This window comes from Undibacterium sp. KW1 (assembly GCF_009937955.1).
Classification (GTDB): domain Bacteria; phylum Pseudomonadota; class Gammaproteobacteria; order Burkholderiales; family Burkholderiaceae_D; genus Undibacterium.
Genome location: NZ_AP018439.1, coordinates 3,682,715 through 3,698,935, shown reverse-complemented (window position 1 = coordinate 3,698,935; position 16,221 = coordinate 3,682,715). Strand labels below are relative to the sequence as shown.

The 16,221-nt window shown below is 49.6% G+C and carries 15 protein-coding genes; 4 read left to right on the top strand and 11 right to left on the bottom strand.

Going from position 1 to position 16,221, the window contains the following annotated elements; genetic code table 11:
• Positions 1–65: 65 nt before the first annotated feature.
• From UNDKW_RS16555 to UNDKW_RS16545, 3 genes are read right to left on the bottom strand one after another with little or no spacing between them, the layout of a single operon-like run.
• Positions 66–425 carry a TfoX/Sxy family protein gene (locus UNDKW_RS16555; RefSeq protein ID WP_162059566.1) on the bottom strand — a complete coding sequence of 120 codons (360 nt, stop codon included), beginning with the start codon at positions 423–425 and terminating at the stop codon, positions 66–68.
• A gap of 27 nt (positions 426–452) precedes the next feature.
• Positions 453–968, bottom strand: a complete 516-nt coding sequence (locus tag UNDKW_RS16550; RefSeq protein ID WP_162059565.1) for a hypothetical protein — start codon at positions 966–968, stop codon at positions 453–455.
• Positions 969–1,007: 39 nt separating this feature from the next.
• The gene (locus tag UNDKW_RS16545) at positions 1,008–1,373 is read right to left on the bottom strand and encodes a YkgJ family cysteine cluster protein (RefSeq protein ID WP_162059564.1); all 366 of its coding nucleotides are present in this window, start codon (positions 1,371–1,373) and stop codon (positions 1,008–1,010) included.
• A 308-nt stretch (positions 1,374–1,681) separates the two neighbouring features.
• Between UNDKW_RS16545 and UNDKW_RS16540 the strand changes: the two genes are divergently transcribed.
• A complete protein-coding gene (locus UNDKW_RS16540; RefSeq protein ID WP_162042062.1) occupies positions 1,682–2,113 on the top strand; it encodes an Hsp20/alpha crystallin family protein in 432 nt (143 codons plus the stop codon).
• A 54-nt stretch (positions 2,114–2,167) separates the two neighbouring features.
• Here UNDKW_RS16540 and UNDKW_RS16535 read toward each other — a convergent pair whose 3' ends face one another.
• Positions 2,168–3,049, bottom strand: coding sequence for a DMT family transporter (locus UNDKW_RS16535; protein ID WP_162059563.1), 882 nt, complete (start codon positions 3,047–3,049; stop codon positions 2,168–2,170).
• Positions 3,050–3,077: 28 nt separating this feature from the next.
• The gene (locus UNDKW_RS16530) at positions 3,078–3,875 is read right to left on the bottom strand and encodes a putative hydro-lyase (protein ID WP_174247599.1); all 798 of its coding nucleotides are present in this window, start codon (positions 3,873–3,875) and stop codon (positions 3,078–3,080) included.
• Between the two features lie 147 nt (positions 3,876–4,022).
• Between UNDKW_RS16530 and UNDKW_RS16525 the strand changes: the two genes are divergently transcribed.
• The 3 genes from UNDKW_RS16525 (at position 4,023) to UNDKW_RS16515 (ending at position 7,222) form a co-directional block, all read left to right on the top strand.
• Positions 4,023–4,937, top strand: coding sequence for a LysR family transcriptional regulator (locus UNDKW_RS16525; RefSeq protein ID WP_162059561.1), 915 nt, complete (start codon positions 4,023–4,025; stop codon positions 4,935–4,937).
• Between the two features lie 316 nt (positions 4,938–5,253).
• A complete protein-coding gene (locus tag UNDKW_RS16520) occupies positions 5,254–6,351 on the top strand; it encodes a serine hydrolase (RefSeq protein ID WP_162059560.1) in 1,098 nt (365 codons plus the stop codon).
• A gap of 106 nt (positions 6,352–6,457) precedes the next feature.
• A complete protein-coding gene (locus UNDKW_RS16515; protein WP_232063008.1) occupies positions 6,458–7,222 on the top strand; it encodes a cell envelope integrity protein TolA in 765 nt (254 codons plus the stop codon).
• 178 nt (positions 7,223–7,400) lie between these two features.
• On the opposite strand, the gene UNDKW_RS16510 is transcribed toward UNDKW_RS16515, so the two are convergent.
• The 6 genes from UNDKW_RS16510 to UNDKW_RS16485 form a co-directional block, all read right to left on the bottom strand.
• Positions 7,401–8,489 carry a hypothetical protein gene (locus UNDKW_RS16510; RefSeq protein ID WP_162059558.1) on the bottom strand — a complete coding sequence of 363 codons (1,089 nt, stop codon included), beginning with the start codon at positions 8,487–8,489 and terminating at the stop codon, positions 7,401–7,403.
• Position 8,490: 1 nt separating this feature from the next.
• A complete protein-coding gene (locus UNDKW_RS16505; protein WP_162059557.1) occupies positions 8,491–9,693 on the bottom strand; it encodes a hypothetical protein in 1,203 nt (400 codons plus the stop codon).
• A gap of 17 nt (positions 9,694–9,710) precedes the next feature.
• Positions 9,711–11,438: a glutamine--tRNA ligase/YqeY domain fusion protein gene (locus tag UNDKW_RS16500; protein WP_162059556.1), complete on the bottom strand. Its 1,728-nt coding sequence runs from the start codon at positions 11,436–11,438 to the stop codon at positions 9,711–9,713.
• Between the two features lie 200 nt (positions 11,439–11,638).
• Positions 11,639–12,967 (bottom strand): GGDEF domain-containing protein, encoded by a 1,329-nt coding sequence (locus UNDKW_RS16495; protein ID WP_162059555.1) that lies wholly within the window; start codon positions 12,965–12,967, stop codon positions 11,639–11,641.
• Positions 12,964–13,935 carry an ABC transporter substrate-binding protein gene (locus UNDKW_RS16490; protein ID WP_162059554.1) on the bottom strand — a complete coding sequence of 324 codons (972 nt, stop codon included), beginning with the start codon at positions 13,933–13,935 and terminating at the stop codon, positions 12,964–12,966. Before UNDKW_RS16490 ends, UNDKW_RS16495 begins: the two co-directional genes overlap by 4 nt.
• Positions 13,936–13,937: 2 nt before the next feature.
• Entirely contained in the window at positions 13,938–15,965 is a 2,028-nt protein-coding gene (locus UNDKW_RS16485; protein WP_197892910.1) for a TonB-dependent siderophore receptor, read from the bottom strand.
• Between the last annotated feature and the right edge of the window lie 256 nt (positions 15,966–16,221).

Here is a 16,221-nt window from a genome sequence, read left to right as displayed (position 1 = left end):
AAATTCCATCAGCGCTCACGGAATTTGAAGATAAAAAAGAGCCATGCCTGGGTTTCAGTTCAGTCTCAGGCCTGGTTCTTTTTAGTGGTTTTGCTGGTCTTTTTGACTGGTACTGGCAAAGCATTCGCAGTGGCACGCGCCAGGGTGGTCAGGCCATCCCGGTCTTCCAGCAAATCACTGTCGATGAGATACCAGGGCTTGGCCTGAGGGTAGGGCTGTGCTTCGGTGACTGCCGTTTGCAATTGTGTTAGGCGTTGCTGCCCCGCCGTTGTCGGCTTGATGAAGAGTTGATCATCGCATATCAGCGCAAACATCTTGCCCGACATATACAGTGCGTATTCACCAAACATTTTTTTCGCGACCACGTCTTCACAACTGCTTAACTGGTCGAGAATAAATTCTACAAAGCTTGCTTGTGAGCCCATGGTCTCGCTGTGGAAGAAAATTGAATTTTAATCTGGACGACGAAAATCATCCGCTATCCAGGCCCTGGCATTTTGTTGGTTCAATTTATAGTTGGGGGCAACCCTGACTCTCGCCAGCTCGGTATTGCCTGCATCTTGCGCACTGAGCCAGGCATAGGGATCATCCTCATCCGGCACGATGTCGAGCATGATCTTGAAGTCTGCCTCATCTGTTGCAACCATCAGGCTCTTGTGCAATGTTGCATGCAATTGCTGCTCATGGCGGCGTATTACCTCGGATGCAGTTTTCACCAGCGTGCCAAAGGCATTTGCATCCAGTGGTTTGGGATTTTTTTTATCGCGCCCCATGGTCCATGGGCCAACCAGTGCAGGTTCAGGTTCACCATCCTTGATCATGGCAACTGCCCAGCCTTCATCGTCGTCATTCTTGATGACCTGGGCTGTCCAGCCCTTGTCGCGCCACAGGCGTGGCTCGTGGATCTTGTTGTCCTCTTCCTGAGGTACCTGATCTTCTGATGTGTAATCGCTATTGTTGTCGTTCATCAAGGGAATTCCCAGTTTATTTTTTTCAGGCTGCACATGCTACACGCAAGTTTTCAGTTTGTCTGAGACCTTTTCAGTTTTGTATGGCAGTGCGGCCAAACCATGCCTGGCGCGGGCTTGCTGGCACTTGTCGTCACCGACCTGCACCTCGCGGCATGGTGAGGGTCTTTGCTCATACATAGTGCATTTGACGAACTTTCCTACTTCCCCCGCCAGAGCCTGGCAGTGCGGGCTGGACTGGTTGGTGCCACGCAGGCAAGAGTAAACCGGCGTCAATGCTTCGACCATGGAATCGTCTATGCCATTTTCCTCTGCCTCGGCCCAGTAAAATGAAACCCGGTAACTGGCGCAGCAGGCTCCACAATCGAGGCAGGGTTCGTAGCTGTCTGTAACTTGTATTTCCATAAATGTAAGTGCTTCTGAGATTGGCCGTCTTGACGACAGGCCCGGCAACTGAACAATGTGAAAAAGAAAAATCTGCACTGACCTTAACACATGTCCGGCAAGAATTTTAAATTCACTCGTTTTGCCTGGAAAGGGGCATGCTCAGCTGCAAGCTCAGTAACCTGCTCAGCTACCTGCTCCAGTCCTTATTTGATATGTGTCAAACCGCCTGCTTGCCTGACTTGTCAAGCGCTGTGTCGCATACTATTTTGATCACATAGCAAGTATGGATTTTCATTTTGTGTCATATCTTTCTGAAGGAGAGACAAATGGGAGCATTAAGCAATCGTGGTAATTTTTTCGATGATTTTTTTCGGGACGTCAATCCAGGTTTCTTTGTAAGACCATTGCATGGTGATCCTTTGCCTAGTCCGGCACAGATCAAGCTTGACCTGAAGGAAACTGATCAGGCCTACACCGTGCATGCAGAGGTACCTGGCGTTGCCAAAGACGATATCCATGTCACACTGGATGGCAATGTGGTTACATTGCGGGCAGAAATCAAGCAGGAAGACAAAACAGGTCCAGACCAGAAAGTCTTGCGCAGTGAACGCTATTTTGGCGAAGTATCGCGCAGCTTCCAGTTGCCGGTAGAAATAGAAGCGAGCGAGGCCACGGCTAAATACGACAATGGTGTATTGAATCTGACCTTACCTAAAAAGCGTGCGGCCAGCGGAGTGCAAAAACTTAAAATAGAATAGGCAGCCAGCATTGCAGGAGGAGACTTGAGCAGCATGGCAAACCATGCTGCTTTTTTATTGCTGGCGGGCCCCTTGTCTGAGTGAAATAAACAGGCCACCTGATATCAGCATGGCACCCAGCAGCAATGATATGGTCATGGCCTCCCCCAGCACGAGAACGGCCAGGCTTACCCCCACGATAGGCATCAGCGCGGTGAACATCGACGCTTTGGCCCCCAGTTGCTTTACCGCCAGGTTGAATAGCAAGACAGATACCACACTGACCAGCAAGCCCTGATAAACCGCCTGTACTGCAATGGCACCGGCATCAAGCTGGAACAGGCTGGTACCGGCAAAATAAAAATACACAGGCACATACAACAATCCACCCACCTGTACTACGCTGACCACAGCCAGGGGATTGGTATTCCAGCGTCGCATCAGCACCGTGTAAAACGACCACATCAGCGCAGCCAGCATGAACAGCAAGTCACCACGCCAGGCCTGGGCATAAGCTGCTGATGGCGCTTGCAGTATGCTGCCAGCCTTGACCACCACCACCCCGGCTAATAACAAGCCCAGGCCCAGCATGGGGATGCCATCGCGCTTATCCAGCATCAGTTTCGCCAGCAGGGACGTGAACAAGGGCGTAAAAGCAGGGTAGATCAGTGAGCTGTGAGACGCAGGTGCCCAGTGCAGGCCACCGACCAGTACCATGTTATACAAGGGCCCGGCAAGCAGCAGCAAGACCAGCGCCCTGGGCCAGCCCGTGCCTGCGGCATTCTTTGCCCCAGCCTTGATGAAAAAAGGCAGCATGATCAGCCCGCTGACGGCAAACCGCAATACCGTCAGGTCGAAGATATCGAGTGATGCGCGGTAACCAAAACTGGCAACCACAGGCTGTGCTCCCCAGATCAGTGCGACCAGCAGGCCATAAACCAAACCCATCAATTCCATCGCCTGCATCCTCTATGTAAGGGGGCTTTCAAAGTACCGAGTAATCGTTATTACGCAAATCTGTCAGCAACATGTGACCCGGCGTATGAGTGATACACAGCTCAGGTTTTGCATGCATTAGTGCTGCTTGCGGTGTGACGCCACAAGCCCAGAATACCGGCAGCTCGCCCTCGTTAATCGTCACTGCGTCACCATATTCAGGCTGGGCCAGGTCCCTGATGCCTATCAGCGCCGGGTCACCTATATGTACAGGCGCACCATGCACGCCAGGGAAGCGTGAAGTAATCTGTATCGCCCGTATTGCATCTGCCGCCTTCATCGGGCGCATGGTGACCACTAGCGGCCCCTGGAATGCACCGGCAGGCGAGGTTGGCACATTGGTGCGGTACATGGGCACATTGCGCTCCTGCTCTATGTGGCGTATGCCTATGCCATTTTCTATGAGCGAATGTTCAAAGGTGAAAGAGCAGCCGAGGGCAAAGGTAACCAGGTCGTCACGCCAGACATCGCTGATATCATCAGGCTCCGCCACAAGCTCACCATGGCGGAACACGCGGTAACGTGGTACGTCGCTGCGGATATCAAGATCAGCTCCAAGGAAAGGCACGAACGGGTCGCCCACCTCTGACACGGCAATCAAGGGGCAGGGCTTGGGATTCTTTTGACAAAAGCGATGAAAGTCGCTGGCATCTTTGGCTGGCAGTATCACCAGATTAACCTGTACATAGCCAGGCGCAAGACCCGAAGTTTCTTTACGCCATAAACCCTGGCGTATGGCCAGGCGTAATTCTGAAGGGGACTGGGATATAAGGGATGTGGAAGACATGGGCGGCTCCATAGCATGGGAAGAGTGAGTACTTGTCAATGAATTATGAAAATCAGCACAACTCAGAACTGATACAGCCAGTATAAAATGTAGCCTTGATAGAAGATAATTGAAGTTATTGCCAATAGTTGATAAGATTTATCTATCATGCGACCTTCACTACAACAGCTGGAAACCTTTTACTGGATAGCCCGCCTGGGTGGTTTTCATGCGGCGGCCAAACACCTGCACCTGACCCAGCCGACCATCAGCGCCAGAATCCAGGAGCTTGAAGACATACTTGGCCTCAAGCTGTTTGAACGTGGTGGCCACCGTGCCGTCATTACTCCGATAGGGCGTGATGTACTGGTGCAGGCAGAAAAAATGCTGCGCCTGTCTGATGACCTCGAACAAATCAGCAAGCGGCGCAACCCCATGCGTGGCCTGTTACGCCTGGGGGCGAATGAATCAACCGCCATGTCTGGCTTGATTGAGCTATTGGGGCGGCTGAAAGCCCAGTACCCCGATGTACGCATAGAGCTGACTATCGATGTGGGGGCCAACCTCAGCCGCAAACTGAATGCCCGTGAACTTGACATCGCCATTCTCAGTGACCCTGTCTCGGCACCGCATGTTGTTGATGTGGCGATAGGTCATGTCGATCTTGCGTGGGTGGCATCTACTCAAACTGTGCTCAATGAGCAAGCCTTGCACCCCGCAGGCATGGCGGCACTGCCTGTGGTTGCCATGCCTTCACCAACGACGATTTGCAATGTCGTCATGGAATGGTTCAGGCTGGCAGGCCATGAACCAGAAAACCTCAGCATCTGCAATTCCATGGCGATGATGATCAAGCTCGTTGCAGCAGGTCACGCCATTGCCGTGCTGCCACGATCCGTGGTTGATGCAGAAATCAAGAGTGGAATCATACGCACCCTGACAGTCAAACCACCGCTCAATCCACTGATGTATTACGTTTCCTATTTACGGCAAGAGCAGGGGCTGGCGGATGGCAACCTTGTCACCATGGCCCGTGAAGTATTGCAGCAAAGCGGATTGTTGTTACCTCTGTCGTTACCCTGACCTTACCCCTGACATTGCCCCTGCCACGTTAAAACTATCAGCCCACTGCGGCATCAATTGTGTACAGATGCGCGCGGTATCCACGAACAGTTCGTGCATTTGGTTCCTCAAAATTCCACATTCAATCCCTTAATTTGCACTTCTGTCTCAATCTGCCTACTTGAAAATCAGGTATTGCCTATATTGCGCCATGTGCTTGCAATCAAGCAGCACCGGCGAAGCAATAAACCTGCCTTCGCACAGTTATTACCAGTTTGCAGATCTCTCCATGAGTGGGTCTGGGTTTCTTAATCCTGAATCAGAAAGCACAACGAACATGAAAAAAACTTCCCGCCTTCTCCCTGCGAAATTACTGATGGCAACGCTGGCACTCGGTGCCATTCAGGCACACGCAGCAACATCCATGTCCGACGCAGACATTTTGAACATCCTCAAGCAGCGTGTTGATACAGACAAAAAAGCGGTGGGCCTGGTGGTCGGCATCGTCGATGAAAAAGGCAGCCGCGTGATCAGCTACGGCTATGCCAATCTTGCCGAGCGCCGTCCTGTCGATGGCGATACCCTGTTTGAAATTGGTTCCATCACCAGCGCATTTACCGGCGTGGCCATGATGGACATGGCAGAGAAAAGTGAAGTCAGACTGAAAGAACCTATCGAGACTTACCTGCCTGACGGTGTCAGGATACCCTACTATGAAGACAGGAAAATCACACTCTCTGACCTGTCCTCGCATCGCTCCGGCCTGCCTGCCGTACCTGGCACCCCAGGCACAGGTACCGACAATCCCTATGCAGGTTTTACCACCAGTAAAGCCTATGAATTTCTGGGCAGTTACCAGATGAGATACGATGTCGGCAGCCGTTATCTGTACTCCAGTTTGGGCAATGGCCTGCTGGGTCAGGTGCTTAGCCAGCGCGCCGGCACCGATTATGAAACCCTGATCAAGAATCGCGTAACTACACCCTTGGGCATGACCGCCACCAGCGTGAACCTCAATGCAGACTTGCAAAAGCGCATGGCAACAGGCTATAGCAGCAAGGCACAATTCACTGTAGCACCGACCTGGAACTTCAGCGCCTTCGAAGGTGCGGGTGGTTTACACTCGTCCGCCAATGACATGCTCAAGTTCCTCGCTGCCAATATGGACCAGACCAAGACGCCGCTCAACGGTACCATGCATAAATTGCAGATGCCCTTTGAAATAGGCAACCGCCTCTTGCTGGTCTGGGGTGGCTACAACAATAAATTCAACAGTTCCATCCTGGGTCTTGAAGGCCGGACAGGCGGCTATAGCAGCTACATCGCCTTCGATAAAAAAGCCGGCAAAGGCGTCGTGATATTATCGAATGCAGATGTCAGCGTGGCTGATATCGGCAACAAGATTATCAATACAGATTTTCCGCTGGCACAGTAAACTAAAGGCTGCAGGCAGAAGTGTCTGCAGCCTTAAGCGAAAAAACGCATTAAAAAATGGAATGACATCGCTACAGCAAACATTGCAATTTAGTAGCCATATCAGGATGCGACCCTTGATCGTCATCCTGATAATGCACGTCCTGTTTTTCGTCGCTTTATCACGCAATTACACTCCGCAGAAAGACAAGGCAGAGTTTGGAACAGCAGTGACTTTCCTGACGCCTGTTACTCCGCAAACAGATACATTGCCGCCAAAAAATGAGCATCGAAAAGAAGGACATCAATACCTGGAACATCAAAAAGCAGATGATCAAAAGCTGCCACCTGCGGCCAAAAAAGAATCTGCGCAAACACCAAGTACGGCTGTGAGTCCGGCACCCATCGAGAAATTGCCCACACCTACGGCAACAGCAAAATCACTTGCCGACATAACAGCTGGCACCGAAGCAGAAGCACCCGCCAAAGCCGCAGTCAGTCTTGCCCAGCTTCGCTCGCAGGCAACATCAATAGCCAGGGAATCGGCACAAGCTGAGGGCAGTGAATCTGGCTATACCGGTATTCTTGGAGATTATTACGGCAGCTATAACGGTGCCGATGCAGGCACGTTTTATATCCACGTCGATCGGTTGGGCAACATCTTCGGCTCTGCCGATTCAGACACAGCCCACAGCAGCTTTACGATCACCGGTAAAGTATCAACAAATGGTGTCGTGCAAATGACAGGGAAGGGGCTGGCAGGCTCAGCGAGTTTCGATGGCAAAATCAATCTTAAGACAGGTAGCGTTTCTGGGCACTGGAATTTGACGGGATTTGGGAGAGGGCAGTTTGCTGGACAACGTTCTAACGCTATCGGTGGTGGGGGTAAATGATGGAGTAATCTGCGCTTTAAATTTAGATTGTGAAGTTCAATGATACACAATTGTGGAAACGGTTAAAAAGGTAACATTTACGTTGCGATGCTATCGAATGTTTAAGTCTGTGTGAGCTAAATCGGCATTAAAATCAGCGAATGTGAGCTGTAGCTTTAAAATGTCTCAGTCAACTTATCTAAAGTAACTGTCTATATAAATTGATACTTGCTTTGCAAAGTTCTTGGTTCAATAAATTCCAAGAGTCTTCGTCGATTTCGATAGGCCTTACAGCTGGACGTAAATGAACCACAGAATTTCGTATTTTGTAAATCCGTGCTGCCGCATTAGGTTTCACTGCAGAAAATGGCGCTAGGTTGGCAGTGGCATTTACGATGTCGTCATGGATGCCTTGAGGAAGCAAAGAAAAAAGGTGGGCTAAAGAAGGTTCTTCCGATGCTCTCCAACTGAGTGAGTCTTCAACGTGTTTCGCTATATCTAAAACACTTATTTGTGATTGGATTAATCTTTTAAGTTCGGCAGCTTGAGGTATGGAATAAAGAAATTCAAGTTGTTTATAAATTTCCAGAAATGCTAATTCCCACCTAGCAGAATATAGTGAATTGATTAAGCAATAGTAGGGGTATTCGTCATGAGGAACTGTAAGTGTGTCCTCAAAAGAGTCAATAGCGTTTTTATTCCAATTCAAAGTTAACTTGTTTGGATTTTGCAGAGTGAGCGCTAAAAATAATTGAGTGGTATCGAATGAACTATATATCGAATTTTCTGAAATATAGAAGATTTGTATTTTTGGAAAAAAAAGTTTTAAAGCGTCAACACTTATCCCAATTGCATTAGCTTTTTCATCTGTAATTAAAATTTGGAGTATTTCGTAACCACTTGCTATGCTGGGTTCAATTTTTAACTCTGCCAATATCAAAGTCCAAAGTCCACCTTCAAAATCTGGAAAATTCATTTGGTCGTCTGTAAAACATTGATCAATATGCGCGAAATCAGTGGGATTTACAGATTCAAATTTATCTTCGGAAACCACGACGAAGAGTTGGTGGCTGTTAAGCGAAATTTTTGTTGCAATTATTTTATTTGGTAAGTATATAGGAGCATCAAGATTGCCATTAATTATCCATTCTTTTGAATCAGCATTTGAGCGGATGTAATAATTAGTCTTGGAGATTTCGGCTCCAATTGGCGAATTTGTTTTTTCTGCAGCATGCGTTTTGAGGCGATCAAAAATCGCTTTGTTACATTCAATTGCTGATCTGGCCACTTTAAAATGCTCTCCAGCACTCTGCCATATTTTGAGTTTTAAATTGATCCTCAATCAGAACTTGGAATGCCTTAAGAAAAAACTCTCTTTCAAATTCCCCGATCTTTCCACTTTTTCGTGAAGACAAAAATGAATTTAATGTTTCTAAATCTAAAAATGCTCGCATGTCCTCAAGACTTAAAGATTTTAATCTGGTGACAAAAGAAGTTCCCCATGTATTTATATCTAAAATTGCTTTCACTTGCTGTGAATGCGATTTTTGCTTACTTCCTGGCCGCCCCAAGACGTAGATCGCTATTGCCGTCATAAATCCTACACAAGCCGGTTGACTTGAAAAAATATCCTTTCCAATCGAAAATCTTCCGTCAACAATATCATTTGTTGTGCTGGTTTGAGATATTTCATCTAGTCGGTCAAACTCTTTGTCAATGTTGACTAGTAAACTTAATGCGTCAAAAAATAATTTAGTGAAACCATCATCCGAAGATGCCTCTATAAAATCAAGACGCGTGAATTCATCCGCTAATCGTTCTTTTGTGTCTACCTTTTCTTTTCTGGCGCCAAATACGAGGAATAGTTCAATCAACGAGTCTGATTGAAATTGTCCTCCTTTTGTTCTCCGGCCTTTATTCTTTAATTCTTTAACTTCAAGGCCTTTAACATTTTTCTTTATCTCTGAAAGCACTCCGCTAAAAACAACTTCAATCTGACGACGAAGATTCCAAGGAACCTGACCGGAATTTAATACTAACATTCTATAAATCAAACTGTTTGTTTGAGCTGACATCCAAAATTCAACTCGAATAGTTCTCGTTTTTAATTCAGCTGGTTTTTCTAGATTTAAATCTTGAATAGCAGTTGTTCGTTGCATACCGTCAATTATGGAAATGTCGTCTTCTTTGATATCCTTTAATAAATCTCTCATTTGAGGTCTTGTCGAGGTACCAAATTTTTTTAGAATTTTGCTTTGTACAATGAGCCCAATCACTACAGGAGGTAATACTGCACCCTGTAAGAAGTCCTCTGACATTCTCTTTCTAATACGAATAGCGGTCGATGCTGTAAGTTGATCTCGCTGTCCTTCAATGCCTCCACGATTGCTATATGCATGAGACACAAAATTCAAATAGTCTGCAACAGCCATTTCGGTCATTACTGAAAAACAGTCAACTCGTTCATCTTTGAGTACGCTAATAATTTTCATTTTCAACTTTCTTGTCGTTACTTGAACGAATCCTTCAAAGTCGTCACCCGATTAAACACCGGCTTCCCAACAACCGAGTCCACACGGTCCGCCACAAAATAACCATGGCGTTCAAACTGCAATCGTGTATCCGGCGTGATTGTCGCGAGGCCCGGTTCTACATAAGCGCGTACCACTTCCAGCGCATCCGGGTTCAGCAAGGCCATGAAGTCTTTGCCACCAGCATCAGGGTTGGCATCCGTGAATAAGCGGTCGTACAGGCGTACTTCAGCTTCCAGTGCATCTGCTGCATTGACCCAGTGCAGGTTGCCTTTGACTTTGTAGTTGGCGCTGCCTTCTGTGCCGGATTTGCTGTCGGCGAAGTAGTTGCAATGCACGGCGATGACATTGCCGTTTTCATCCTTGTCGCAGCCTGTGCATTCGACCACATAGCCATAACGCAGGCGTACCTTGTTGCCGGGGAAGAGGCGGAAGTAGCCTTTGACTGGCTCTTCCATGAAGTCTTCCTGTTCTATCCACAGTTCTTTACCTATCGTGAATTCGCGGTTGCCCAGTTCTGGGTGGTGCGGGTGGATAGGTGCGGTACAGGCGATGTTTTCGCCTTCCGGGAAGTTGTCGATAATGAGCTTTAGCGGGCGCAATACGGCAGTGGCGCGTGGTGCTTTTGGGTCCAGGTCTTCGCGCAGGCAGCCTTCCAGCGTGCTGTAGTCTATCCAGCCGTCAGAGCGGGTTACGCCTATGCGCTCGCAGAACAGTTGCAGGGATTCTGGTGTGTAGCCACGGCGGCGTATGCCAACGATGGTAGGCATGCGCGGGTCGTCCCAGCCGGTGACGATGTTTTGTTCTACCAGTTGGCGCAGTTTGCGTTTGCTGGTGACGACATAGGTCAGGTTCAGGCGGGCGAATTCATATTGTTGTGGCACTGGTTTTTTGAAGAAACCACCTTCGGCGGCGCGTTCTATGATCCAGTCATAGAAAGGGCGGTGATCCTGGAATTCCAGCGTGCAAATCGAATGCGTGATGTTTTCTATCGCATCAGACAGCGGATGCGTGTAGTCATACATAGGGTAGATGCACCATTTGTCACCGGTACGGTGATGATGGGCGTGGCGTATGCGGTAGATGGCGGGGTCGCGCAAATTCATGTTCGGCGATGCCATGTCGATTTTTGCGCGCAGGATGTGTTCGCCATCCTTGAATTCACCCGCTTTCATGCGGCGCAGCAAGTCCAGTGACTCTTCTACAGAGCGATTACGGAAAGGTGAGTTGACACCGGGGCGGCCAAAGTCACCACGGTTGGTGACCATGTCGGCAGCGCTTTGGCTATCGACATAGGCATGGCCAGCACCGATCAGGTATTCAGCGATTTCATACAGACGGTCAAAATAATCGCTCGCATAGTGCAGGTGTTCTTCACCCTTGTTGTTCCAGTCAAAGCCAAGCCATTTGACGCTGTCCATGATGGTATCGACATATTCCTGGTCTTCTTTCTCAGGATTGGTGTCATCAAAGCGCAGGTGGCAACGGCCAGCGTAATCGCGTGCCAGGCCAAAGTTCAGGCAAATCGATTTTGCATGACCGATGTGCAGGTAACCATTCGGTTCAGGCGGGAAGCGGGTGATGACTGTGGGCAGGCCGTCACGGGCGTATTTGCCAGCAGCCTGGTCATTGTCGATGATGGCGCGCAGGAAGTTGGACACTGGTGCAGTTGTTGCATTATCGTTATTTTTTATATCTTTGCTCATAGCTAATCACTGTTGTGAACCTTGTAAGGCACTTTATAAATAGGGAGATGACAAGCATTTTACCGTAGCGCAGCATGGATGGCGCGAAGTTTGCTCGTGGTTTGCTTGCAGTTTGTTCCTGCATGGGCAGGAATGCCTGCCCGTTTGATGGTATCAAAGCCAGTGTACCCTAAAATCTGGACTATCTGGCAATGCCAAATCTACATTTCGCTGGATTCTACGCGGTTCCGCCCACAATTCTTGGCATGGTAGAGGGCATTATCAGCCCGCTTCATCATCTCGTTGATATTGTCTGGATGGTAATAGCTGGTGACGCCAAAGCTGGCGGTCTTTTTGCCGACCACCTCGAATTCATGGTTGGCAATGGCGCAACGCAGTTTTTCTGCAGTGGCTATTGCTGCGTGGATAGTCGTTTCTCGGAAGATCACTAAAAATTCTTCGCCACCCCAGCGGCCCACTGCGTCCATGCTGCGTACGTGGTCTTGCAGGATGCGGGCGATATTGATGAGAACCTGGTCACCGGTCTGGTGGCCATGGGTGTCGTTGACTTGCTTGAACAGGTCTATATCGACAATCGCAAGTGAAAAACTGGTTCCATAGCGCTGGCTGCGCTGGTGTTCTTCATCCAGTATCTGTTCGAGCTTGAGGCGGTTATACAGACCGGTGAGCCTGTCGGTGCTGGACAGAAGTTCAAGATCACGGTTGCGCAATTCCAGTTCGCGGGTGCGGGCAACGACCAGGTTTTCCAGGTTGGCGTTGACTTCCATCATGGATTTATGGCTGGCTTCGAGCTTCTCAGCCATCTGGTTGAAGCCTGCTTCCAGCTCCTGCAATTCACCGCCAGAATTTGCGGTGATGCGGGTATCAAGCTCGCCTTTTTCCATACGGTGCACGCCATCGAGCAGGCGTGATAATGGCCGTGTCAGGTCACGGCTCATGCGCATGGCGAGTATGGATGCACAGACTGTTCCGACCAGGCCTATCAGTACGCTGAGGGCGACAAAGACATTCTTGGACTGGTGGCTGGCATGGGTGCTCAGCTCCAGATAGACGCGGCCCAGCAGCTTTTGTTTGGTAGCTTTGTCATTCGGGATACGGTCAAACAGGTCAAAGGCATCGGCCTCAGATTTACCCTGATAAATCGGGGCGGCAAAGATCAGTGACTCATGGTCGCCGCGCAAGATCTTGCCATTGTCGGCGGCTTTGGCATGTTCCGGCCCCAGCTTGCTGGGTTTGCCGCTGACGGCCAGTACTTTATTGTCGGCATCGGTGATGACCACGGCTTTGGCGTCATCTTCTTTCATGACTGACTGTGTCAGTGCCTGCAAGACTTCTCGGTTGCCGGAGAATGCACCATATTCACTGGCTGGTGCCAACTGGCGGGTGATGACGGTGCCGCGTGCCTTGATGGCACCATCAATTTCAGTAATGCCAACGATGACAACCAGCAGTACCAGCAGGGCAGAAATGACCCAGACCGGGGCCAGTGCCAGGAATAATATGCGGTGGGCGAGTGGCCAGTTTTTCATTGGACACGCTCCGGCAATGATTTGATCTTGCGTGTCAGGCTGACTTCATCTTCCATTTCCAGGCTCAATGAGCGGCTGACCTGGGTATTGATATTGACACTGAAGTGACGTGGATATTGTGGCAGCGGCAGGTAGCCATTATTGGGCAGCGTCGCGATGATCTCTGCTACCTGCTGGGCTATCTGGGTGGCAGAGCTATAGACGCCAGCCAGCGCGCCGGCCTTGACGTAGGCGGCAGAAAAACCGAATAGCGGCACTTTTTGCCGGTAACTGGTCAGCAATATGCTGGGGATGTTATTGCGGTTGTAAATGGCGGCATCGGGCAGGGCCAGCAGGCTGTCGCTATTGTTCAGCAAGCGGCGCAGGGCGGGCAGTAATTCAGAATCATCGGTGACGGTTTCAACATTGATTTGCAGCTCCATTTCTTTGGCGATGGCTGATAAGCCGACCAGCATCTCGTTGCCGTCTTTGCTGAGTAATAATCCCACGCGGTTGCGCCCTGCCATACTGGTACGTATCAAACCCAGTTGCCGGTACCACGGCTGGTCAAAATAAATCGCCGAGAAATGATGCGGGTCCTGGTGGCGGCCATATTGCCTGGCTATTTTTTGAAAGGTATTGCGTGGCACCAGCACGCTCAATACCGCCATGGCAGGCGGCTTTTGCGCCATGGCTGTCATGGCCGGTGTGCCAACCGCGATCAGCAGGTGATTGTTGGCATTGCGCGGCACATCTTCTGCCTTGTAGGTGTTCAGGCTCAAGACCTTGATGGTATTTTTTGCGTTGCCTTGTCCCTGCGCCAACAGACTGCTTAACTGGCTGGAAAATTCAGTATAAGCAGAGCCTTCTTCGCTCAGCAGGATGGTGATGTTGTCCAGTGCCAGAACCGTTTGCCCATACAGCAAACTCAGGGTCAGGCCTAGCAAGTTGACTACATACCGCAAAAGCCTTGTTGACTGCCAATGCATGGTCACATGTCCAGTCTGAGGTTCAGCCTCAGCGTCCGGCCTGGCAATTCATTGTCGTGCCGGTACTCAAAATACCGGGAATCGGTCAGGTTTTGGGCAATCAGCGAACACTCGGCAGACTTGCCACCGAGCTTGAACTGGTAATTTAGCCTGGCATCCACGCGCTTGTTACCATCGATGAAATAGCCACGGTTTTCGCGTGGGTTGTAGTCGGTGGCATTGAATTTGGTTTTTGCCATCTGGTAAGCTACCAGGCTGCCACTCCATTGTTCATTGAATTTATGGCTGAGCATGATGTTGTGGTTGTATTTAGGTAGCGAATCGCTATACACGACGCCATTCACATTATCACTTTTTACGCTACCACCAGAGAGGCCATAGATAAGTCGCGTCTTGTCTGTCAGTTGCGCCTTTAGCTGCAATTCATAACCACGCATGATGGCTGTGCCTGCATTAAGGTTGCCGCTGGCAGCCGAGCGCCTGTTCCTGACATCAATCAACTGGCTGTAGTCATCATAGAACAGGCGAAAATCCACATCGAGGTTGCCGTATTTACCTATGTAGCCTATTTCGCTTGATTTGACTCTTTCAGTCTGCATTTCCGGCAAAGTTGGGTACAAGTCTGCACTGCGCCAGTAATTGTCATAAGTTTTTTCATACACAGAAGGCGAGCGCGTAGCGCGTGAATGACTTAGGCGCAGAGTATGGCCGGGCTGCACATGCCAGTTGACAGCAACCCTGGGCGTGGTATCAGTGCCGGTATAGGTATTGTTTTCTATCATTCCACCGACATTGAAGACCAGGTCAGGGCGGGCGTGCCATTCAAGATTGCCAAAAAAACGGCGCAGGTGATAAGGGAAATCGCCATACAGATACTGGTTGTCGCCTACCCCTAGGTAGTAAGGTGCATACGTCTGGTCATAGCGTATGCTGCCACCCCAGACCAGGCGGGCGTTCTTGAATGGTGAAAAGGTGTGCTGCACTTCCAGGTCATAGCGCCGCAAGATGGCATCGCCATCACTGACGCCGTCAGAATCCTTCAGGCGTGCATACACTCTTTCTACAGTGTGAAAGGCTTGCACGGACAATTCGCCACCACCTTCGAGGGCGCGGCGCCAGTGCAGCATCTGAAAATGACTTTCTGCCCGTCTGCTGATGGCGGAGACATTATTGTATTCACCGACTTCACGCGGACCACCGTTATAGCCGAACTGGAATTCCAGTGTATCGGCAGAATTGACCTGGTAATCAGCGCGCAGGTTCAGGTTGTGTATGGTCTTGTTGTCATACTTGTTCAGGTTCCAGAAAGTGAAGCCGGAAGTCGGCTTCTTGATAGTGTCATCTTCGCCCTTGTCATCCCTGATGCTGGCGGTCAGGCGGTAGCTTAATGCACCAGTCTTGCCGCCATAGCGCAAGATGCCCTCCTTGCGGCCATTGCCAAATGCCATGGACAGAGTGGTACCCTGGGTCTCTGCCGGGTGGCGGGTAATGATATTGATGACGCCGGAATATGAATTCGCACCGTAACTGGCAGAGTCTGGCCCGCGTATGACTTCTATGCGTTCTATGTCATCAAGGACGATGGGCAAGTCGCTCCAGTTCACACCACCAAACAGACTGGCATACACAGAGCGGCCATCGATCAGGACCTGCATGTGGTCTGAGGTCGTGGTGGTGACCATGCCATGATAGGCGACCGTGCTGTCTGCTGAGTAATAGGGATCGGCATGGTAAGCCACATACATGCCTGGTACCAGGCGAAAAATCTCGGACAAGTCCCAGGCACCAGAGTCCTTGATCATCTGCCTGTCTATGATGGTGACTGCGACTGGTGCTTCATTGATGGGTTGTGACAGGCGCGAGGCGGACAGCACCACAGGTACGTCATCCAGAAAAATCGATTCTTCTCCGCCGCCGGCCAGTACTACCTGATGCATTAGGGAAAAAAGCAGGGCAGCGCAGCCAGCACGCCCGTAAGAGCGCTTGCCAGAATAGTTGCTATGGATGCGGAGTTTTTCTTCTGCTAACAAGTTATGCCCCAGAGCCAGAAAATGCATTGATTTAGAGTAACACAGCAGAGGCTGGCGAATGTAGCTTAAATGCAAAGACGAGAGTCACAAGACCTATTTACATTCCTGAATTTGTTGTTTTTAGGGCTCAGATTTTTTGGACATGGGGCCTTATTTGGAATTTGCATAATAGGCAAATTAAAACCTTATTTATTGTCGGCATGATGAATTAGCTTGTGCGAATGCTCATTAAATTAAAGTTAAATTAATATAAATT